The 19,515-nt window shown below is 65.8% G+C and carries 19 protein-coding genes and 1 tRNA gene; 10 read left to right on the top strand and 10 right to left on the bottom strand.

The annotated features are described in order from the left end of the window. The first annotated feature begins 48 nt into the window (after nt 1-48). The 4 genes from rpsD (at nt 49) to ACSFBL_RS23865 (ending at nt 2,372) form a co-directional block, all read left to right on the top strand. Nucleotides 49-672 carry a 30S ribosomal protein S4 gene (rpsD, locus tag ACSFBL_RS23850; protein WP_126838170.1) on the top strand — a complete coding sequence of 208 codons (624 nt, stop codon included), beginning with the start codon at nt 49-51 and terminating at the stop codon, nt 670-672. Nucleotides 673-802: 130 nt separating this feature from the next. Beyond that, nucleotides 803-1,792, top strand: a complete 990-nt coding sequence (locus ACSFBL_RS23855) for a DNA-directed RNA polymerase subunit alpha (RefSeq protein ID WP_158721727.1) — start codon at nt 803-805, stop codon at nt 1,790-1,792. An 83-nt stretch (nt 1,793-1,875) separates the two neighbouring features. After that, entirely contained in the window at nt 1,876-2,277 is a 402-nt protein-coding gene (gene rplQ / locus ACSFBL_RS23860) for a 50S ribosomal protein L17 (protein WP_435518285.1), read from the top strand. An 18-nt stretch (nt 2,278-2,295) separates the two neighbouring features. Next, nucleotides 2,296-2,372 (top strand) — tRNA-Met (locus tag ACSFBL_RS23865). 87 nt (nt 2,373-2,459) lie between these two features. Here the strand turns inward: ACSFBL_RS23865 and ACSFBL_RS23870 are convergent. From ACSFBL_RS23870 to ACSFBL_RS23895, 6 genes are read right to left on the bottom strand one after another with little or no spacing between them, the layout of a single operon-like run. Further along, entirely contained in the window at nt 2,460-2,855 is a 396-nt protein-coding gene (locus ACSFBL_RS23870) for a RidA family protein (protein WP_435518286.1), read from the bottom strand. Beyond that, nucleotides 2,852-4,471, bottom strand: coding sequence for an AMP-binding protein (locus ACSFBL_RS23875; protein ID WP_435518287.1), 1,620 nt, complete (start codon nt 4,469-4,471; stop codon nt 2,852-2,854). Before ACSFBL_RS23875 ends, ACSFBL_RS23870 begins: the two co-directional genes overlap by 4 nt. Then, entirely contained in the window at nt 4,468-5,661 is a 1,194-nt protein-coding gene (locus ACSFBL_RS23880) for an acyl-CoA dehydrogenase family protein (protein WP_435518288.1), read from the bottom strand. Before ACSFBL_RS23880 ends, ACSFBL_RS23875 begins: the two co-directional genes overlap by 4 nt. A 3-nt stretch (nt 5,662-5,664) precedes the next feature. After that, the gene (locus ACSFBL_RS23885; protein WP_435518289.1) at nt 5,665-6,519 is read right to left on the bottom strand and encodes an enoyl-CoA hydratase family protein; all 855 of its coding nucleotides are present in this window, start codon (nt 6,517-6,519) and stop codon (nt 5,665-5,667) included. After that, nucleotides 6,516-6,992 (bottom strand): MarR family winged helix-turn-helix transcriptional regulator, encoded by a 477-nt coding sequence (locus ACSFBL_RS23890; protein ID WP_435518290.1) that lies wholly within the window; start codon nt 6,990-6,992, stop codon nt 6,516-6,518. The genes ACSFBL_RS23885 and ACSFBL_RS23890 overlap by 4 nt, the downstream gene beginning before the upstream one ends. A 1-nt stretch (nt 6,993) precedes the next feature. Then, entirely contained in the window at nt 6,994-9,351 is a 2,358-nt protein-coding gene (locus tag ACSFBL_RS23895) for a bifunctional salicylyl-CoA 5-hydroxylase/oxidoreductase (protein ID WP_435518291.1), read from the bottom strand. A 107-nt stretch (nt 9,352-9,458) separates the two neighbouring features. On the opposite strand from ACSFBL_RS23895, the gene ACSFBL_RS23900 reads away from it, so the two are divergent. Together ACSFBL_RS23900 and ACSFBL_RS23905 are read left to right on the top strand one after the other, a co-directional pair. Next, the gene (locus tag ACSFBL_RS23900; RefSeq protein WP_435518292.1) at nt 9,459-10,727 is read left to right on the top strand and encodes a class I SAM-dependent methyltransferase; all 1,269 of its coding nucleotides are present in this window, start codon (nt 9,459-9,461) and stop codon (nt 10,725-10,727) included. A 10-nt stretch (nt 10,728-10,737) separates the two neighbouring features. Continuing rightward, a complete protein-coding gene (locus ACSFBL_RS23905) occupies nt 10,738-11,061 on the top strand; it encodes a DUF1840 domain-containing protein (protein WP_435518293.1) in 324 nt (107 codons plus the stop codon). Between the two features lie 239 nt (nt 11,062-11,300). Here the strand turns inward: ACSFBL_RS23905 and ACSFBL_RS23910 are convergent, their stop codons facing one another. From ACSFBL_RS23910 to ACSFBL_RS23925, 4 genes are all read right to left on the bottom strand, one after another. Beyond that, entirely contained in the window at nt 11,301-12,317 is a 1,017-nt protein-coding gene (locus tag ACSFBL_RS23910) for a Bug family tripartite tricarboxylate transporter substrate binding protein (RefSeq protein ID WP_435518294.1), read from the bottom strand. 118 nt (nt 12,318-12,435) lie between these two features. After that, nucleotides 12,436-12,891 (bottom strand): MarR family winged helix-turn-helix transcriptional regulator, encoded by a 456-nt coding sequence (locus ACSFBL_RS23915; protein ID WP_435518295.1) that lies wholly within the window; start codon nt 12,889-12,891, stop codon nt 12,436-12,438. After that, nucleotides 12,888-13,898 (bottom strand): alpha-ketoacid dehydrogenase subunit beta, encoded by a 1,011-nt coding sequence (locus tag ACSFBL_RS23920; protein WP_435518296.1) that lies wholly within the window; start codon nt 13,896-13,898, stop codon nt 12,888-12,890. Before ACSFBL_RS23920 ends, ACSFBL_RS23915 begins: the two co-directional genes overlap by 4 nt. Beyond that, nucleotides 13,889-14,908: a thiamine pyrophosphate-dependent dehydrogenase E1 component subunit alpha gene (locus ACSFBL_RS23925; protein ID WP_435518297.1), complete on the bottom strand. Its 1,020-nt coding sequence runs from the start codon at nt 14,906-14,908 to the stop codon at nt 13,889-13,891. The genes ACSFBL_RS23920 and ACSFBL_RS23925 overlap by 10 nt, the downstream gene beginning before the upstream one ends. Before the next feature lie 185 nt (nt 14,909-15,093). Between ACSFBL_RS23925 and xylF the strand changes: the two genes are divergently transcribed. The 4 genes from xylF (at nt 15,094) to ACSFBL_RS23945 (ending at nt 19,439) form a co-directional block, all read left to right on the top strand. Beyond that, a complete protein-coding gene (xylF, locus tag ACSFBL_RS23930; protein WP_435518298.1) occupies nt 15,094-16,116 on the top strand; it encodes a D-xylose ABC transporter substrate-binding protein in 1,023 nt (340 codons plus the stop codon). 113 nt (nt 16,117-16,229) lie between these two features. Further along, nucleotides 16,230-17,417, top strand: coding sequence for a sugar ABC transporter permease (locus ACSFBL_RS23935; protein ID WP_435518299.1), 1,188 nt, complete (start codon nt 16,230-16,232; stop codon nt 17,415-17,417). Continuing rightward, entirely contained in the window at nt 17,417-18,187 is a 771-nt protein-coding gene (locus tag ACSFBL_RS23940) for an ATP-binding cassette domain-containing protein (protein WP_435518300.1), read from the top strand. The genes ACSFBL_RS23935 and ACSFBL_RS23940 overlap by 1 nt, the downstream gene beginning before the upstream one ends. Nucleotides 18,188-18,299: 112 nt before the next feature. Beyond that, nucleotides 18,300-19,439, top strand: a complete 1,140-nt coding sequence (locus ACSFBL_RS23945; protein WP_435518301.1) for an ROK family transcriptional regulator — start codon at nt 18,300-18,302, stop codon at nt 19,437-19,439. The last annotated feature ends 76 nt before the right edge of the window (nt 19,440-19,515 follow it).

Raw genomic sequence — 19,515 nt, forward strand, 5'->3', positions numbered from 1 at the left:
TGGTAGCTCCCGCACCATCCTGCGGTAGATGACATAAAGGAAGATCAAGTGGCACGCTATCTCGGCCCCAAGGCCAAACTCTCTCGTCGTGAAGGCACCGACCTCTTCCTGAAGAGCGCCCGTCGTTCGATTCAGGACAAGGCCAAGTTTGATTCCAAGCCCGGTCAACACGGCCGGACCTCGGGCCAGCGCACATCCGATTTCGGCCTGCAGCTGCGCGAAAAGCAGAAGGTCAAGCGCATGTACGGCGTGCTCGAAAAGCAATTCCGCCGCTACTTCGAAGAGGCCGACCGCCGTCGTGGCAACACGGGCGCTAACTTGCTCTTCATTCTGGAATCGCGTCTGGACAATGTGGTCTATCGCATGGGCTTCGGCTCGACCCGCGCCGAAGCGCGCCAATTGGTGTCGCACAAGGCAATCACGGTAAACGGCCAGTCCGTCAACATCCCGTCCTACCTGGTGAAGACCGGTGATGTGATCGCCGTGCGCGACAAGTCGAAGAAGCAGACCCGTATTGCCGAGGCACTTCAACTGGCTCAGCAAGTCGGTATCCCGGCTTGGGTCGAAGTGAATGCCGACAAAGCCGAAGGCACCTTCAAGAAGGTCCCCGATCGCGACGAATTCGCAGCCGACATTAACGAATCGTTGATCGTCGAACTCTATTCGCGTTGATTCTTTGGCTCGTGCATCTGGGTGCGGGCCGATATTTTTGTTCACGTTCCTGCCCCGCGCGTCGCTTCGGGTCAGGTGCTTCACCAGCCTTACCGGTGTAACGAGCCGGGGGTATTGAGAGGAAGTCTGCATGCAAACCACCCTGCTGAAACCCAAGACCATTCAGGTCGAGCAACTTGCGCCCAACAAGGCCAAGGTCACGCTCGAACCGTTCGAGCGCGGCTACGGCCACACTCTCGGCAACGCGCTGCGTCGCGTTCTCCTGTCGTCGATGGTCGGCTATTCGGCCACCGAAGTCACGATTGCCGGCGTGTTGCACGAGTACTCGTCGATCGATGGTGTGCAGGAAGACGTCGTCAACATTCTGCTGAACCTCAAAGGCGTGGTGTTCAAGCTCCACAACCGCGACGAAGTCACGCTGAGCCTGCGCAAGGACGGCGAGGGCGCTGTGACGGCTTCGGATATCCAGACGCCGCACGACGTCGAGATCATCAATCCGGATCATGTCATTGCCCATTTGTCCCAGGGCGGCAAGCTCGACATGCAGATCAAGGTTGAAAAGGGCCGCGGCTATGTGCCCGGTACGATGCGCCGCTATGCGGACGAGCCGACCAAGTCGATCGGCCGCATCGTTCTGGACGCTTCCTTCTCGCCGGTCAAGCGCGTTAGCTATACGGTGGAAAGCGCTCGCGTCGAACAGCGTACCGACCTGGACAAACTGCTGGTCGAGATCGAAACCAACGGTGCGATCACCGCCGAAGATGCGGTCCGCGCGTCGGCTAAAATTCTCGTTGAGCAGCTGGCGGTGTTCGCCCAACTCGAAGGTGGCGAACTCGCTGCGTTCGACGCGCCGGCACCTCGCAGCGCTCAGCAGTTCGATCCGATTCTGCTGCGCCCGGTCGATGAGCTCGAACTCACGGTGCGTTCGGCCAACTGCCTGAAGGCAGAGAACATCTACTACATCGGTGACTTGATCCAGCGCACCGAAAACGAGCTTCTCAAGACGCCGAATCTGGGTCGCAAGTCGCTCAACGAAATCAAGGAAGTGCTCGCGTCGCGCGGCCTTACCTTGGGTATGAAGCTAGAAAGCTGGCCGCCCGCCGGTCTGGACAAGCGCTGATTTTTTCGCGGCCCGCAAGGGTCCGCAGTGCACCGGGCAGTACCTGACACGGCTGCCTGTTTTTATAAAGTAAGGAAAGCACCATGCGTCACGGACACGGACTCCGCAAACTCAACCGCACCAGCTCGCACCGCCTGGCGATGCTGCAAAACATGATGAATTCGCTCATCGAGCATGAAGTCATCAAGACCACGGTCCCCAAGGCCAAGGAACTGCGTCGCGTCATCGAACCGATGATCACGCTGGCGAAGAACCCGACGGTGGCAAACAAGCGTCTCGCCTTCGACCGGCTGCGCGATCGCGACAGCGTCGTGAAGCTCTTCGGCGAACTCGGTCCCCGCTACCAGGCACGTCCGGGCGGCTATACGCGCATCCTCAAAATGGGTTTCCGCGTGGGCGACAACGCACCGATGGCGTTGGTCGAACTGGTCGATCGTCCTGAAGTGACGGAATCGACGGCAGACGAACAAAACGCCGCAGAATAAGCTATAATTCCATCTTGCCGCGCGATGGAGCAGCCTGGTAGCTCGTTGGGCTCATAACCCAAAGGTCGCAAGTTCAAATCTTGCTCGCGCAACCAAATTCCCGGCGACGCAAATCGTCGAAGAAGAAACAAAAAGCCCACTTCGGTGGGCTTTTTGCTTTTCTGAGTTCAGGACTAGCCGGGTCAGTCAGGGACCACAGCCGTCACCTCGATCTCTACCTTGGCGCGCGATTCCACCAGGGCCGCGACCTGGACGCAGGTCATCGCCGGGAAATTCTTCCCCATCGCTTGACGATAGACCGCCCCCAGTTCGCCAAGGCGACGGTTGTACTCGTCGCGATCCACCACGTACCACGTCATCCGCACCATGTGCTCGGGTCCGGCACCGGCCTCGCGCAGCACCTCGACGATGTTCCGCAGCGCCAGGCCCGTCTGTTCGATGAAATCGTCGGATTCGAATTGCTGCTGCCCATTCCATCCGATCTGCCCGCCGACGAAGACCATCGTGCCGCGCGCCGCGACGCCGTTCGCATAGCCCTTCGGGGACATCCAGCCCGGTGGCTGCAAGAGTTTGATCATGTGAATTGCCTCAGTTTGAATCGTTGAAGTTTTCCGGTTTCCGTACGCGGCAGGCTGGCCACGAATGCGACCTCCCGGGGATATTTGAAGGGCGCGATCGTGGCCTTGACGTGATCCTGCAGCGCCTTGATCAGCGCCGCATCGCCCGTGTGGCCGGGCTTGAGCACGCAGAACGCCTTGACGATCATTCCGCGCTCTTCATCGGGTTTGCCGATCACGCCGCATTCGGCGACGGCCGGGTGCTTCAGGAGCGCATCCTCGACCTCCGGCCCGCCCACGTTGTAGCCCGCGGTGACGATCATGTCGTCGGCGCGAGACTGGTAGAAGAAATAGCCGTCCTCGTCCTCGACGAACGCATCGCCAGGGTAGTTCCAGCCGTTCTTGACGTAGTCTGTCTGTCTCGGATCGTCGAGGTAGCGGCAGCCGACAGGCCCAATAAGCGCCAGTTTGCCCACGCTCCCGCGCGGTACTTCGTTGCCTTCGTCATCCACGATCCTGGCGGTAAAGCCCGGGACCGCCTTGCCGACCGCGCCGCGACGCACGTCGTCGCCAGCGGCGGAAATGTAGATGTGAAACACCTCGGTCCCGCCGATGCCGTCAAGCATCTCGATCCCCGTCGCCTGCTTCCAAAGCTGACGAGTCGCGTCTGGCAGCGCTTCGCCGGCGCTGACGCTGATCCGCAGACTCGGCACGCCCGACGCCTTGGCGAAACTCGCCATCTGTCGATAGAAGGTCGGCGCGGTGTAGCAGATCGTCGCGCCGATCTCGCGAATCACCTTGACCATGGTCTCCGGCGTGTAAGGTGCATCGTGAAAGTACACGGATGCACCGGCCCACATCGGAAAGACCAGCAGGCCGCCCAGACCGAAGGTAAAGGCCAGCGGCGGCGAGCCGACGACGATGTCATCGCCGCCCGCCCGAAGGACGTGGCGCGGCCACGTCTGGCACATCGCCAGCACGTCGCGGTGGGTCGTCACCGGCGCCTTGGGCTTGCCCGTGGTGCCGGAGGTGAAGGCCAGCAGCGCAATGTCGTCGGCAGCCGTCGGACATGCTTCGAAGACGCCGGCCTTCCCTCCTGCGCGCGCAGAGAGTGAGTCGGGCGCTTCCGGCTGGTTGAACGCGACGATGGTCTTCAACACCGGATGCACCGCCTGCGCAGTCTGCAGTTCGTCGAGCAACTTGCCCTCGCACAGCGCGACGACCGGTTGCGACTTCTCGATGATCTCGCCCAACTCCTTGGCGCGCAGCAGCGGCATGGTCGCGACCGCAATCAGGCCGGCCTTGACCACCGCCAGCCATGCGAGGGCCATCGCGACGGAGTTTCCCCCACGCAGCAGTACGCGGTTCCCTGGGACGAGGCCGAGATCCTCGGTCAGCACCTGGGCAATCTGATTGACCTCGACCGCCGCCTCCGCGTACGTGAGCGTGCGTGCTGGCGAACGCAACATCGGCTTGTCTGCAAAGCCTTTTGCCGATGCCTTGTCGAGCAACTCCTCCACCAGGTTCAACTGGTCTGGCAGCCGAAGCTCGGGCAGGTCGTACCTGAAGATCGGCAATTGATCCGCCGGCGGAAGCCGGTCGTGCACGAAGCGATCGATCTGCGCGCTAGGGGTCATTTGTTCCTCAGGACGGCCTTGCCAATGATCAGTTGCTGGACTTCCGTTGCGCCTTCATAGATGCGCAACGAGCGGATATCGCGGTAGAGGCTCTCGACCTTGGTGCCCACCTTCACGCCGAGCCCGCCATGCATCTGCAGTGCCATATCGATCACGCGGCTCGCGTTCTCGGTTGCACACATCTTCGCCATGGCGGCGGCCGCGGCGAGGTCGCCGACGGCGGGCGCGCCGCGCCGTTCGCTGTCGTCACGCATCCAGGCCGCGCGGTAGGTGAGGAGCGCCGCACTGTCGATCATTGCGGCCATCTCCCCGAGCTTCGCTTGCGTGAGCTGGAAGTCCGCCAAGGTCTGGCCGAACATCTTTCGCTTTTGCGCGTGCTGGATGGCTTCCGACAAGGCACGTCGGGCCATGCCGAGCGCGGCACCGGCGACTGAGGCGCGGAAGATGTCGAGCGTGCGCATCGCCAGCTTGAAGCCGCCGTTCAGTTCCCCGAGCTGTGCGCTGCGCGGCACGACGCACCCGTCGAAGCGCAAGGTCGCTAGCGGATGCGGCGCCATCACCTCGATGTGCCCCGAGGTATCGAGTCCGGGCGTGCTGGCATCGACGATGAATGCCGTGATGCCACGCGATCCTGCCGTTGCGTCGGTCTTCGCGAAGACGCAGTAAAAGTCGGCGATGCCGCCGTTGCTGATCCAGGTCTTCTCGCCCGTCAGGCGCCATCCGTCGGCCGTGGCTTCGGCACGCATCGCCATTGCGCCGACGTCCGAGCCGGCTTCGGGTTCGCTGAGCGCAAAGGCTGCGATCTTGTCGCCGCGACCGACAGGTGCGAGATAGTCGGCATGCTGCGCCGGGGTGCCGGCCAGCGTGATCGCCCCGCTGCCCAGCCCTTGCATCGCAAAGGCGAAGTCGGCCAGCGGCGAATGGAACGCGAGCGTCTCGCGCAACAGCACGAGCGCGCGCGAATCGAGACGGTCCAGCGCGCCGCCCGAGGCCGCCGGCACGCAGTAGCGCAGCCATCCGCCCTGCCCCAGTCGCCGGACCCAGTCACGGCAGGCGGCGCGGTCGTCGCGCTCGTCGACCGACTGGGCCGCGGCCCACGGCAGCAGCTCACGCGCCAGCGAGCGGTGCGCTTCATCGAAGAAAGGCAGCGCGAGATGCGCCGTGGAAGGATCGACAGCCGATGCAGCCATGACTCAGTCCCCTCCGAAAACGGGCTTGCGCTTGGCTGCGAAGGCCTCGTAGGCGCGCTTGAAGTCCTCGGTCTGCATGCAGATCGCCTGCGCCTGCGCTTCGGCTTCGATGGCCTGGTCGATGGTCATGGACCACTCCTGCGACAGCATCGTCTTGGTCATGCCGTGGGCGAAGCTCGGGCCGTCCGCAAGTTCGCGCGCGGTCGCGGTCGCGGCGGCGAGTAGCGCATCGCTCTCGTGCAATGCGTTGAAGAATCCCCAGGCATGTCCTTCCGCCGCCGTCATGGCGCGGCCGGTGAAGAGCAGCTCGGAGGCGCGACCCTGTCCGATCATGCGGGGCAGCAGCGCACAGGCACCCATGTCGGCGCCGGCCAATCCGACGCGGGTGAACAGAAAGGCGGTACGGGTCGAGGGCGTGCCGTAGCGCAGGTCGCAGGCCAGCGCAATCATCGCGCCCGCGCCGGCACAAACGCCGTCGATGGCACCGACGATCGGTTGTGGGCAATGCCGGATCGCCTTCACCAGGTCGCCGGTCATGCGCGTGAACTCCAGCAGTTCGGGCATGCGCATTTTGGTCAACGGGCCGATGATTTCATGCACGTCGCCACCCGAGCAGAAGTTGCCTCCCGCGCCCGTGACGACGATGGCCTTGACGTCGGTCGCGAAGCTCAGTGCGCGGAACAGATCGCGCAATTCGGCGTACGAATCGAAAGTCAGGGGGTTCTTGCGCTCGGGCCTGTTCAGCGTGACCGTGCCGACGCCAGCGTCGAACGACCACCAAAAATGCCGGGCCGCGTAGCCGGCCTTGGGTTCGAACTGCGCGCGCATGGGGCTGTCCGCGCCGATGTAGTGCTTCATAGAGTCTCCGCCATTTGTTGATGTGAGTGTTGCTTGACCTTGCCGAGCAGCTTGTGCAGCTGGCTGATTTCCTTGGGGCTCAGCGCGGAGAAGGCATCGCAGATCCACGCTTCGTGCTGCTCCGCCATGTCGTTGAAGAGCTTGCGGCCGCGCGCCGTGAGACGCACGCGCCAGGCGCGCCGGTCGCCCGCGACGTCCACGCGCTCCACGAGGCCTTCGGTCACCAGCTGATCGGTGATCCCGGTGACGTTGCCGCCGGTGACCATCATCCGGCGCGAGAGCTCGTTCATCTTCAGCCCGTCGGGCGACCGCTCCAGTTGCGACATGAGGTCGAAGCGGGGCAGCGTCGTGGTGAACTGCTCGCGCAACTCGTTGCGGACCTGCTTCTCGATCAGTTGCGTGCAGGTCAGCAAACGCAGCCAGAGCCGGAGTTCGTCGGGATGCTCGCTGTGCGCGCGTGCTTCGAGGTCCATGCTATTGCTCCTCTTCGGGCGCGCGCGGCGCTGCCGCCATTGCCGCCGCAAGCTGCTGCTGCTTGGCGATCTCGCGGTACATCTGGTCGCGGCCGCTCAGGTATTGCTTGGGCCAGTCGACGTCACGGCTCTGCAGCTTGGCCGCTTCGTGAAGCGTCCATGCCGGGTCGGCCAGGTGCGGACGGGCAACGGCGCATAGGTCGGCACGCCCCGCGGCGATGATGCTGTTGGCCTGGTCGGCATCGGTGATGGCGCCGACGGCGATCGTCGAGATGCCGACTTCGTTGCGGATGCGATCCGCGAAAGGCGTCTGGTACATGCGCCCGTACACCGGCTTCGCCGTGCGCGTGGTCTGGCCGGACGACACGTCGATGAAGTCGCAGCCCGCTTCCTTGAAAGCGCGCGCCACCACCACCGCATCTGCGTCGGTGTTGCCGCCGGGCGCCCAGTCGTGGGCCGAGATGCGCACGCTCATCGGTCGATCGGCAGGCCAGACGGCGCGCATGGCGCGGAAGACCTCGAGCGGGTAGCGGCAGCGGTTGTCGATGTCGCCGCCGTATTCGTCGGTGCGGAGGTTCGTCAGCGGGCTGATGAAGGACGACAGCAGGTAGCCGTGCGCGCAGTGCAGTTCGAGCCAGTCGAAACCGGCCTCGGCGGCGCGCCGGGTGGATTCGACGAACTGGTCGCGCAGCAGGTCCATGTCGGCGCGGGTCATCTGCGCCGGCAGCTGGTTCTGCTCGCCGTAGGCGAGCGCGCTGGCGGCCAGCAGCGGCCAGTTGCCTTCCGGCAGCGGCTCGTCCGTGCCTTCCCAGCCGACCTGCGTGGAACCCTTGGGGCCGCTGTGGCCGAGCTGCATGCCGATCTTCGCGCTCGATTGCGTGTGCACAAAGTCGACGATGCGTTTGAACGCCGCGGACTGCGCGTCGTTGTAGAGCCCGGTGCAGGCCGGCGTGATGCGGCCTTCAGGCGTCGGGCTGGTCATCTCGACGAACACCATGGCTGCGCCACCGAGCGCGCGCGCGCCGAGGTGCACCAGCAGGAAATCCTGCGGCACGCCATCGACCGCGCTGTAGGTCGCCATCGGCGACACGACGATGCGATTCTTGAGCGTCAGCCCGCGCACGGTGAGCGGCATCAGCATCGGAGGCAGGGGCTTGCCGCCCGAGAGCCACTGTTCGTAGCCGCCCAGCCATGACGTGTCGCGCAAGCGAAGGTTTTCATGGCTGATGCGCTGCGAGCGCGTGAGCAGCGAGTACGCGAACTGCTCAATCTCCATGCCCGTGTACCGATGCACGTTCTCGAACCATTCCGTCGAGTTGCGCGCCGCGTTCTGGATCTTGAGTACCTCGACGCTGCGGCGCGCCTCGTAGGCCTCGAGCACGTGGTCGATGTCGCCGCCGCCGGCGAACTCGTTGGCCAGGTCGATCGCGTCTTCGAGCGCGAGCTTGGTGCCGGAGCCGATCGAGAAGTGCGCCGTGTGTGCCGCATCGCCCATCAGCACGACCGGGACAGTCTTGCCGTTCACATTGACGCGGTGCGTCCAATGCTGGCAGACCACGCGCGGGAAGCGGATCCAGTTGGCCGACCCGCGCAGATGCGTGGCATTGCTGATCAGCGAGTGACCATCCAGGTACTTCGCGAAGAGCTTCTCGCAGAAGGCGATCGCCTCCGGCTGCTCCATCTTGTCGAGGCCGTGCGCCTGCCAGACCGCTTCCGGCGTCTCGACGATGAAGGTCGATGTCTTGTCGTCGAACTGGTAAGCGTGCGCCTGGAACCAGCCGTGCTCCGTCTTCTCGAAGGCGAAGGTGAAGGCGTCGAAGGTCTGGTTCGTGCCGAGCCAGACAAAGCGGCATTGCCGCAGGTCGACATCGGGATCGAACACGTCCGCGTAGCGCTGGCGGATGCGGCTGTTGAGGCCATCACTGGCGATCACCAGGTCGGCGTTGTACTGCGCCGCCACCGCCTGGTCGTCCGCGGCGTCCGTCTCGAACACCAGCTTGACGCCGAGGGCGAGACAACGCTCCTGCAGGATGTTGAGCAGCCGCTTGCGCCCGATGCCGCAGAAGCCATGGCCGCCCGATCGCACCTGCCCGCCCTTGAAGAACACCTGGATGTCGTCCCAGTGGTGGAACTCCCGGCCGATGATCGCCGCCGTCTCGGGGTCAGCCGCGGCCAGGTTGGCGAGGGTCTGATCGCTCAGCACCACGCCCCAGCCGAAGGTGTCGAAGGGGCGATTGCGCTCGATCACCGTGATTTCGAGGCTCGGCTGCCGCGCTTTCATCAACAACGCGAAGTACAGCCCTGCCGGGCCGCCGCCGATGCACACGATGCGCTGAAGGTTCGGGGTGAAGCTATTCATGGATAAATAGTTTAGGCATAAACAATCTGATGTCAACCCTGGAGACCCCGAGGCCGCTCGAGGAGGCCAGTTGACGCGGTTGCTTGCGCATGGCAAAAATCAATCCCATGCAAAGCCTGATTCCGAAGATCGAGTCCCAGCTTTCTTCCCTGTCCGTGCCCATCACGCTGCAATTGCCCGACGGCCGGCAGGTTGCGAAGCCCGGATCACGCGTGACACTTGCTTTCGACGAATGGTCGGCCCTCGCCAAGCTGGCGGGGCGGCAGATCGGCGCCATCGGCGAGGCCTACGTCGAGGGCCGCGTCCAGATCGAGGGGGCCATGCGCGACCTCATCGACGCGGCCGTCGGCCTGCTGCCCGGCAATCCGGCCGAGACCAACACCGGGTGGTGGAGTCGCCTGCAGCGCCGTGCCAAGTCGCGTGGCTCGCATTCCCTGGGCAAGGACGCGGCGCAGATCGAGTTCCACTACGACGTCTCGGACGACTTCTACGCGCTGTGGCTCGATGCGCGGCGGGTCTATTCCTGCGCCTATTTCCGCGAAGCGGACATGACGCTGGCCCAGGCGCAGGAGGCCAAGCTCGACCACATCTGCCGCAAGCTCATGCTGAAGCCGGGCGAGCGCTATCTCGACATCGGTTCAGGCTGGGGCGCGCTCCTGATGTGGGCCGCCGAGCACTACGGCGTGGATGCCACCGGCATCACGCTGTCGAAGAACCAGCACGCCCATGTGCAGCACCTGATCGAGGAGAAGGGCCTGCAGGGCCGCGTGCGTGTCGAACTGCGCGACTACCGCAAGCTCGACGACGACAAGCCCTTCGACAAGATTTCGTCCGTCGGGATGTTCGAGCACGTCGGCAGCGCGAACATGGCGACCTACTTCCGCAAGATACACGCGCTGCTGGCGCCGGGCGGCCTCTTGATGAACCACGGCATCACCTCCGGCCAGCTTGACTACCACCAGCTCGGCGCCGGCATGGGGGATTTCATCGAGAAGTACATCTTTCCCGGCGGCGAACTCCTGCACGTGACGCACGTGCTGCGCGAGACGGCGGCTGCGGGCCTCGAAATGGTCGACACCGAAAACCTGCGGCCGCACTACGCGCGCACGCTCTGGGCCTGGTCCGATTCGCTCGAATCCCAACTCGATGCGGCGCGCGAAGTGCTTCAGCGCGCCGGCGGACGGCAAGGCGAGAACGCCGAGCGCATCCTGCGCGCCTACCGGCTCTACCTGGCCGGGTCGGCGATGAGTTTCGAGCAGGGCTGGATCTCGCTGCACCAGATGCTGGCCACCCGCCCGGACGGCGCGGTCGACGGTCGTCCGCTGCGTGGCTCACAATCGGAGTACCCTTTTGTTCGCGACTACATCTACAAGTAAGTGAGGCACCATGCTGTATCGATTCCAATCTCGGGCGACTCCCCCCTTCGTGATGCTCGAGGTGCATGCGCGCCAGCTGTTCGAGATCATCGGCAAGACGCCGGCGCCCAAGGGTGTGATCACCGGCGAGCAGATGCCCGCTGCCATTGCCGCGCTGGAGGCCGCGATGGCCAACGAGGGGCGCAACGCGCACAACGCGGACGCTTATGCGGTCGAGGGCCATGACGAGGACGCCGAGAAGCAGCACATCGGCATCCGCCAGCGTGCGGCGCCGCTTCTTCACATGCTGAAGGACTCCCTGGCTGACGGCAAGGACGTCGTCTGGGAGGTGTAGCTCACCCCCAGGCTCGCGCACTTCGTGTCGCTCTCCACCCCCTTCCAGGGGGCAACACCGGCGGCCCGGCTGAGCCGGTTCCGCGGTATTTCTGAATCTGAGGTGTCTGCCGGCATCGCTGCCCGTTTGAAGTAAGTCGCGCTTCGGTCGTGAGCTGCGGCGGAACCGGCTTCGCCGGGCCGCGCGCGGCGCCCCCTGCAAGGGGGTGGAGAGCGACACGAAGTGCGCGAGCCTGGGGGTTAGTCGACTTTGGCGCCGGAGGCTTTCACTACCTTTGCCCACTTGGCGTGTTCGCTGTCGATCAGCTTGGCGAATTCGGCGGGGGTGTTGCCGCTGGGGATGGCGCCTTGGGCGACCATCTTTTCCTTGAGGGTGGGGGTGCCGAGGGCTTTGGCGACTTCCTGCTGGATGCGGTTGATGATGTCCGGAGAGGTGCCTGCCGGCGCAAGAAGGCCGAACCAGGAACTGGCCTCGTAGCCCTTCAGGGCCGGGCCGCCCGCTTCCTCGACGGTCGGCACGTCGGGCAGGGCGGGTGAGCGTTGCGAACTGGTCACCGCCAGCGCCTTGAGCTTCCCGCCCTTGATCTGCTGCATCGACGACGGGAGGTTGTCGAACATCACGTCGGCATTGCCGCCGACGAGGTCCAGCAGCGCCGGTCCGGATCCCCGATAGGGGATGTGCGTCATGTAGCTGCCGGTCATGGTCTTGAAAAGTTCGCCGGCCAGGTGGATCGAGGTGCCGCTGCCGCTCGATGCCATGTTGAGCTTGCCCGGGTTGGCCTTGGCGTACTTCACGAAGTCGGCGACGTTGTTGATGTTGAGCGCCTTCGCCTTGTCGACATTCATCTCCATCACGTTCGGCACGGCGGCGACCAGCGTGATGGGCGCGAAGTCCTTGATCGGGTCGAACGGCAGCTTGGGGTACAGCGCGCGGTTGATGCCGTGCGTGCCGACCGTCCCCATCAGCAGCGTGTAGCCGTCATTGGGCGATTTCGCGACGATCTCGGCGCCCACGTTGCCGCCCGCGCCGGCACGGTTGTCGACGATGAACTGCTGGCCGAAAGCCTTGGACAACTCGGGCGCGACAGCGCGCGCGAGGATGTCGGTGGTGCCGCCGGGCGCGAACGGGACCACGATGCGCACGGGCTTGGTCGGCCAGGTCGTTTGGGCCGTGGCCGTTCCTGCGGCCAGGGCCAGTGTGGCCGTCGCGGCCAGGGTCAGCGCTGTGCGGCGGCGGAAGAGGGGGGAGTGGGCCATGCTGAAATTTTTCCTGTGGATGTGAGAGGGCCGGTCGGTCGCCGGCTCGGTGTGCCTATTTTTACAGGCGAAGCGGACGGCGCGTCGCGGGTGTAAACCCCGGGCGCACGGACGCGGTTCAGTCCGGCGCGCCCGGCTCGGCAGTGCCGGAGACCGATGCGACGAGCTTGTCCAGGGTGGCGTTCATCGCGCGGAGTTCCTCCATCGCCACGCCCGCGAAGAGTTCGGCCTCGCGTTCGCGTGCCTGCGCGCTCACCGTTGCGTAGAGATCCTTGCCGATGCTGCTCAGGTAGAGCCTGTTGCGGCGCAGGTCGGTCGGATCTTCATGGCGGTGCAGCCGCTTGTGGCGCTGCAAGCCGGCCAGCGCGCGGCTGACGGCCATCTTGTCCAGCCCGGTGAGGTCCGCGACCTGCGTGGCCGTGAGGCCCGGGTGGGCGCCCAGCACGGCCATCGTGCGCCATTCGTTGAGCGTGAGCTGGTGCTGCTCGCCCACGCGCTGCTGGAAGGGCCGCGCCGTCAGGTTGACGACGCGGACCAGCTTGAAGAAGACCGAGTCTTTCAGGCCGGCAGTCATCCCTGCATCGCTCTCGCGGCATTCATGATCTGTTCGGCGCTCACGCGCGATTGCGCCTCCAGCACCGGCGCATAGCCGACGGGGATGCGCGGCGCGCCGAGGCGGGCGACGCGGCAGCCCGTCGCCTCGGCGGCGGTCGCCGCAATCTCCGCGCCGAAGCCCGCGGCCTGCACGGCCTCGTGTACCACCAGCAGGCGGCCGGTGCGGCCGCACGATGCAAGCACCGCCTCGCGGTCCCACGGCCACAGCGTGCGCAGGTCGATCAGGTCGACGGCGATGCCCTCGGCCGCGAGTGCGTCGCAGGCGGCCATGCACGTGTGCACCTGCTTGCCCCAGCTCATCAGCGTGAGCGCATCGCCCCGGCGCACGTGGGCCGCTTTCCCGAGCGGCACCGACACGCCCTCGTCCACCTTGCCGCGCACGCCCCAGAGCGTCTTGTGCTCGATGTAGACCACCGGGTCGCCGCACTGCAGCGCGGCGCGCAGCATCGAATAGTTGTCCTGCGGCGTCGACGGACATGCGACCACCACGCCCGGCAAGTGCGCGAACCAGGCTTCGAGCGACTGCGAATGCTGCGCCGCCGATGCGTCCCAGATGCCGCCGGGCATGCGGGCCACGAGCGGCACGCGGCCCTGGCCGCCGAACATGAAGCGGTTCTTGGCGGCCTGGTTCACGAGCTCGTCCATGCCGCAGAGCGCGAAGTCGACCACGCGCATCTCCACCACCGGACGCAAGCCCGCCAGCGCCATGCCCACGCCGGCGCCCATGATCGCGGCTTCGGAGATCGGCGTGTCGATCACACGCTCGCTGCCGAAGGCCTGCTGCAAGCCCCTGTACTGGCCGAAGATGCCGCCGCGGCCGACGTCTTCGCCCAGCACGACCACCTTGGCATCGGCCTCCATCTCGCGCCGCACCGCCAGCACGGCGGCCTCGGCGTAGCTGAGTTCCTGCGCGGCGGTCGATGCGGGCGTCGCGCGGCCTCCGGCCATTTCGTTCGTCAGGTCCATTGGCCCGCTCCGGTGGTCTGCACATCGGTGTAGGCGGCGCTGGCGTCCGGCCACGGCGCCGCATCCGCCGCGGCCAGCGCGGCATCGACTTCCGCATGGGCCTCGTTCTCGATCGTCTCGAGCGCGGCGGCGCTGACGCCCTCGGCCAGCAGCCGGGCCCGCGCATGCGCAATCGGATCGGTCTCGAGCGCCGCGGCCAGTTCGGCAGGGTCGCGGTACGCCGCCGGATCGACCGACACATGCCCCTTCACCCGATAGGTGAGCGCATGCAGCAGGCGCGGCCCGCTGCCGCCGCGCACTTCGGCGACCAGCCTGCCGGCCGCCGCGTGCACCGCGAACACGTCGTTGCCGTCGACCTGGGTCGATGCGATGTCCATGGCTTCGGCACGCGCCGAGGCGCCGTCGCCGGCCGTCATCGGGCCGCTCGCGGTGGTGGCGCTCCAGCGGTTGTCCTCGCAGACGAACAACACCGGCAGCCCGTACACGCGCGCCCAGTTGAGCGATTCGAGGAAGGGCCCGCGGTTGATCGCGCCGTCGCCGAAAAAGCAGACCGTGATCGCATCCTTCTTCAGGAGCTTCTGCGCGTGCGCCGCACCGACGGCGATGGGCAGGCCCGCCGCGACCACGCCGTTGGCGCCCAGCATGCCGACCGAGAAATCGGCGATGTGCATCGAGCCGCCCTTGCCGCCGTTGAAGCCCGTGGCCTTGCCGAAGAGCTCGCCCATCATCCGGCCGAGGTCCGCACCCTTGGCGAGCGTGTGGCCGTGGCCGCGGTGGGTGGAGGTGAGGTAGTCCGACGGTGCGAGGTGGGCGCAGACGCCGGCCGGCACCGCCTCCTGGCCGGTTGAAAGGTGCAGCGGACCGCGAACCTTAGCCCCGCCCGCAGCTTGCTGGCCATAGGCGCTCACGCCACCCTGGCTCGCGGTCTCGGCGGCGTTCTCGAAGGCGCGGATGCGCACCATCGTGCGGTAGAGCGCGGTGATCGTCGCGACTGAATTGTCTAAATCCATGTTGCCTCCAGCGCATGCGCAGTGCGCATTTCGAGGGAAATCGTATCGATTGTGACCAATCCCGATGTAGCGCATTTACCCGCAGGGAATGTCCCGATGCCACTTTCGGCGAAGCGCTGCGATAGTTAGTTCGGCACTCGAACTAATTCGAGCCAACGAACCATCACAAGCCTGGAGACCTGCACATGAAGCTCGCACGCACCCTGACCACCCTCGCCCTCGGGCTCACAGCCATCGGCGCATGCGCGCAGACCGTGGTGGGGGTGAGTTGGTCCAACTTCCAGGAAGAACGCTGGAAGACCGACGAAGCCGCGATCAAGGCGCAACTCGAAAAACTGGGCGCCAAGTACATCAGCGCCGACGCCGGCGGCTCGCCCGAAAAGCAGCTTGGCGACATCGAGGGCCTGATGTCCAAGGGCGCCAAGGCGCTGATCGTGCTGGCAATGGACAAGGACGCCATCCTGCCCGCCGTCAACAAGGCGATGAAGCAGAAGGTGCCGGTGGTCGCGTACGACCGGCTGATCGAAACGCCCGGCGTCTTCTACATCACCTTCGACAACGTCGAGGTCGGCCGCATGCAGGCGCGTGCGGTCTACAAGGTCCAGCCCAAGGGCAACTACGTGATGATCAAGGGCTCGCCGACCGACCCGAACGCCAACTTCCTGCGCGCCGGCCAGCAGGAGGTGATCGCCGACGCGGTGAAGAAGGGCGACATCAAGATCGTCGGCGACGAATACACCGACGGCTGGAAGCCCGAAGTGGCGCAGAAGAACATGGAGCAGATCCTCACCAAGGTCGGCAACAAGGTCGATGCCGTGGTGGCGGCCAACGACGGCACGGCCGGCGGTGCGGTCGCGGCGCTCTCGGCCAAGGGCATCCGCGGGATTCCGGTGTCGGGGCAGGACGCCGACTTCGCGGCGCTCAACCGCGTCGCGCTCGGCACGCAGACCGTCACCGTCTGGAAGGACTCGCGCGAACTTGGCCGCGAAGCCGCATCCGCCGCCGTGGCGCTCGCGCAAGGCAAGCCCGCGGACAAGGCTGCCAACTGGAGCGGCGGCGAGAAGAAGATCGCGATCTCCTCGCGCTTCCTGACGCCGGTGCCGATCACGCGGGACAACCTCGATGTGGTCGTCAAGGAAGGCTGGATCAAGAAGGACGAGCTCTGCAAGGGCGTCTCTGCCGACAAGGCCCCTGCCGCTTGTAAATGAGGCACACCCCCAGGCTTGCCCACTTCGTGTGGCCGCCTACCCCCTTGCAGGGGGCAACACCCTGCGGACCGGCGGAGCCGGATCCGCGGTGTTTCTGGAATGGAGTTTTCTAGATGAGTTCGTCTACGGGGATTTGGCGGCGCACAGGCGTCGACCTTCGGCTGCTGCTGATGTGCGTGCTGCTGGTGGTGATGGCGATCGTGTTCCACATGTTGTCGGGCGGCGTGTTCCTGTCGCCCGAGAACCTCTACAACATCGCGCAGCAGACGGCGGTGGTCGGCATCGTGTCGACCGTGATGGTGCTGATCATCGTGGCGCGCCATATCGACCTGTCGGTCGGCTCGGTGATGGGCTTCGTCGGTGTGCTGGTCGCGTACCTCCAATACACCTCGGGCTGGTCGTGGCCGGCGGCGAGCCTTGCGGGGCTGGCGGTGGCGCTGCTGGTGTCGCTCTACCAGGGCGGGCTCACGGCGGTGCTCGGCGTGCCGTCGTTCGTGGTCACGCTGGGCGGCCTCATGTCCTTTCGTGGCGCGGCCTTCCTCGTGGCCGACGGCAAGACGCAGCCGGTCAATGACGAGTTCTTCCAGCGCCTGGGCGGCGGCTACGACGGCGGGATCGGCACCACTGCGACGTGGGCGCTGGCGGCGTTCGTCGGCATCGTGCTGTTCGCGCGGATGCTGCAGAAGCGGCGCGCGCGGCAGCGTCACGAGATGCCGGTCGAACCCCTCTGGCTGGATGTGTTGCTGACAGCCGTTCCGGTCATCATCGTGTTTGCCTTCGCTGCGACGATGAACAGCTACCAGATCTCGTCGAAGACGGAGGCGCAGGGCATTCCGATCCCGGTCCTGATCTGGGCCGTGGTGGCGGTGGTGTTGTCATTCATCGTGCACCGCACGCGCTTCGGGCGCTACGTGTTCGCAATGGGCGGCAATCCGGACGCCGCCGCGCTGGTCGGCATTCCCGTCAAGCGAGTCACGCTGATGCTTTTCGCGCTGCTTGCCGTGCTGGTGACCATCGCCGCCATTGTTTCCATCGCACGGCTCAACGCTGGCACCAACTCGCTGGGCAGCGGCATGGAGCTCTACGTGATTGCCGCGGCGGTGATCGGCGGCACGGCCCTGGCCGGCGGCAGCGGTTCGATCTTCGGCTCGGTGCTGGGCGCGCTCATCATGCAATCGCTCGACAGCGGCATGCTGCTGCTCGACGTGCCGATCGGCAAGCGCATGGTCATCATCGGGCAGGTGCTGATCATCGCGGTCGTCTTCGACGTGCTCTACCGCAAGCGCTTCGGGGAGGCATGATGAACACTCCCACCCAACCCCTGGTCGAACTGCGCGACATCCACAAGGCCTTCGGCGGCGTGAAGGCGGTCGACGGCGTCAGCGTCAATCTCCATCCGGGCGAAGTCGTCGCGCTGCTCGGCCACAACGGCGCGGGCAAGTCGACGCTGATGAAGATGCTCGCGGGCGCCTACCCCATCGACGCCGGCGAGACGCTCATCGCGGGCGAGAAGGTCCACATCCGCACGCCTTCCGAAGCGCAGGCGCAAGGCATCGAGACCATCTACCAGACGCTCGCGCTCGCCGACAACCTCGATTCGGTCGCGAACCTCTTTCTCGGCCGCGAAAAGCTCACGCCATGGCGCACGCTCGATGATCACTTCATGGAAGGCCAGGCGCGCAAGGTGTTCCAGCGCCTCAACAAGAACTTCACCAACATCCGCGTGCCGGTGCGCCGGTTGTCGGGCGGGCAGCGGCAGGTGGTGGCGATCTCGCGGGCGCTGTACTTCAACGCGCGCATCCTGATCATGGACGAACCCTGCGCTGCGCTCGGCCCGGAAGAGACGGCCATGGTCGGCGCGCTGGTGCGCCAACTCAAGGCCGACGGCGTCGGCATCTTCCTGATCACGCACGACATGCCGGACGTGTTCGGCCTGAGCGATCGCCTCGCGGTCATGAAGAACGGCCGCCTCGTCGGCACCTATCGCACGGACGACGTGACCGAGGACGAGGTGCTCGGAATGATCATCGCCGGCAAGCGGCCCGAGGGGAAGGAACAGGCCCACCGGTGACCGCGCGAGTCCGTCCAGGAATACCGCGGAGCCGGCTTTGCCGGGCCGCAGGTATTGCCCCCTGGAAGGGGGTGGGCGGCCACACGAAGTGGGCAAGCCTGGGGGTTAGCTCATGATCGGCGACCAGCAACTGGTCAGGCGCATCAACCGGAGCGTCTTGCTGCGCTTGCTGCGCGCGCAGCCGGGGCTGTCACGCGCTCGGCTGGCCGCCGAAAGCGGGCTGACCAAGTCGACGGTGAGTCTTCTCGTTCGCGAGTTGCTCGACGAGGGCTGGCTCGACGAGGCCGGCGCACCCGTCGCCGACGGGCTCGGCCGGCCTTCGACGCCGCTGCGCATCAACGCCGGCGTGCGCGCATTGATCGGTGTGGAAATCGCCATCGAAGTCGTGCGCGTCGTGAGCGTGTCGCTGCAGGGCGATGTGCTGTATTCCCAAGCGCAGCCGCTCGACAACCCTACGCCTCCGGCGGTGTGCGCACAGGTCGCGCGGATGGTGTCCGACGCGCACCGGCACCTGCTTGCCTCGGGGCGCAGCCTGTCGGGCATTGGCGCCGGCATTCCCGGTGCGGTGCACGACGCTACCGGCGTGGTGCGCTTCGCACCGAACCTCGGCTGGCGCGACGTCAGCCTGCTGCCCGGCCTCACGAAGGCACTCGCGGCCAAGGGCGTGTCGGGCATCACGGTGCAACTCCAGAACGACGCCGATACTGCCGCGCTCGGCGAATACGAGTTTTCGGCCGGCGAGGGCGAGGACCCCCTGATCTACGTGAGCTGCGACGTCGGCGTCGGTGCCGGCATCGTGCTGAACGACCGTCTCTTCGTCGGCGCCCAAGGCATGGCCGGCGAGATCGGCCACACGGTGCTCCAGATGGACGGACCGCGATGCTCGTGCGGAAGGCGGGGTTGCGCCGAAGTCTTCCTCGGCTCGCGCGTGCTCGACCGCGAGGCCGGCGACCTGCGCCGCGCCGCCGGCTACCTGGGCGTCCTGCTCCAGAACCTGTGGGTCACTTTCGAACCACGCGCGATCGTCGTCGGCGGCAAGTCGTGCCAGGCGCATCCCGAGTTCCTGCGCCTCGCGATCGAGGCGGTCGGCCGCTATGCGGAAAGCGCCGGCATGCCACCCCCGGTGGTGCGCGGCGTGCGCCACGGCGAATGGGCACCCGCAATCGGTGCCGCAGCCCTAGCGCTCCACGAATACCTGCGGCCGCTCTACCCGACCGGGAGGAACAAGCTCGCCCCCAGGCTTGAGCCATGAACTCGCCCTCAGGCTACGCGCACTTCGTGTCGCTTCGCCCACCCCCTACCGGGGGCGCTGCCTCCGGCCTGGCAAA

Origin of the sequence: Variovorax glacialis (genome assembly GCF_051216375.1) — a bacterium.
Classification (GTDB): domain Bacteria; phylum Pseudomonadota; class Gammaproteobacteria; order Burkholderiales; family Burkholderiaceae_C; genus Variovorax.

Bases quoted from the DNA above. Each gene is read 5' to 3' on its own strand.
- rplQ (WP_435518285.1), top strand. From the start codon at position 1,876: ATGCGTCACGGACACGGACTCCGCAAACTCAACCGCACCAGCTCGCAC.
- ACSFBL_RS23915 (WP_435518295.1), bottom strand. From the start codon at position 12,891: ATGACTGCCGGCCTGAAAGACTCGGTCTTCTTCAAGCTGGTCCGCGTC.
- ACSFBL_RS23890 (WP_435518290.1), bottom strand. From the start codon at position 6,992: ATGGACCTCGAAGCACGCGCGCACAGCGAGCATCCCGACGAACTCCGG.
- ACSFBL_RS23905 (WP_435518293.1), top strand. From the start codon at position 10,738: ATGCTGTATCGATTCCAATCTCGGGCGACTCCCCCCTTCGTGATGCTC.
- xylF (WP_435518298.1), top strand. From the start codon at position 15,094: ATGAAGCTCGCACGCACCCTGACCACCCTCGCCCTCGGGCTCACAGCC.
- ACSFBL_RS23910 (WP_435518294.1), bottom strand. From the start codon at position 12,317: ATGGCCCACTCCCCCCTCTTCCGCCGCCGCACAGCGCTGACCCTGGCC.
- ACSFBL_RS23935 (WP_435518299.1), top strand. From the start codon at position 16,230: ATGAGTTCGTCTACGGGGATTTGGCGGCGCACAGGCGTCGACCTTCGG.
- ACSFBL_RS23945 (WP_435518301.1), top strand. From the start codon at position 18,300: ATGATCGGCGACCAGCAACTGGTCAGGCGCATCAACCGGAGCGTCTTG.
- ACSFBL_RS23880 (WP_435518288.1), bottom strand. From the start codon at position 5,661: ATGGCTGCATCGGCTGTCGATCCTTCCACGGCGCATCTCGCGCTGCCT.
- ACSFBL_RS23920 (WP_435518296.1), bottom strand. From the start codon at position 13,898: ATGGACCTGACGAACGAAATGGCCGGAGGCCGCGCGACGCCCGCATCG.
- ACSFBL_RS23900 (WP_435518292.1), top strand. From the start codon at position 9,459: ATGCAAAGCCTGATTCCGAAGATCGAGTCCCAGCTTTCTTCCCTGTCC.
- ACSFBL_RS23895 (WP_435518291.1), bottom strand. From the start codon at position 9,351: ATGAATAGCTTCACCCCGAACCTTCAGCGCATCGTGTGCATCGGCGGC.
- ACSFBL_RS23855 (WP_158721727.1), top strand. From the start codon at position 803: ATGCAAACCACCCTGCTGAAACCCAAGACCATTCAGGTCGAGCAACTT.
- ACSFBL_RS23875 (WP_435518287.1), bottom strand. From the start codon at position 4,471: ATGACCCCTAGCGCGCAGATCGATCGCTTCGTGCACGACCGGCTTCCG.
- ACSFBL_RS23870 (WP_435518286.1), bottom strand. From the start codon at position 2,855: ATGATCAAACTCTTGCAGCCACCGGGCTGGATGTCCCCGAAGGGCTAT.
- ACSFBL_RS23885 (WP_435518289.1), bottom strand. From the start codon at position 6,519: ATGAAGCACTACATCGGCGCGGACAGCCCCATGCGCGCGCAGTTCGAA.
- ACSFBL_RS23925 (WP_435518297.1), bottom strand. From the start codon at position 14,908: ATGGATTTAGACAATTCAGTCGCGACGATCACCGCGCTCTACCGCACG.
- ACSFBL_RS23940 (WP_435518300.1), top strand. From the start codon at position 17,417: ATGAACACTCCCACCCAACCCCTGGTCGAACTGCGCGACATCCACAAG.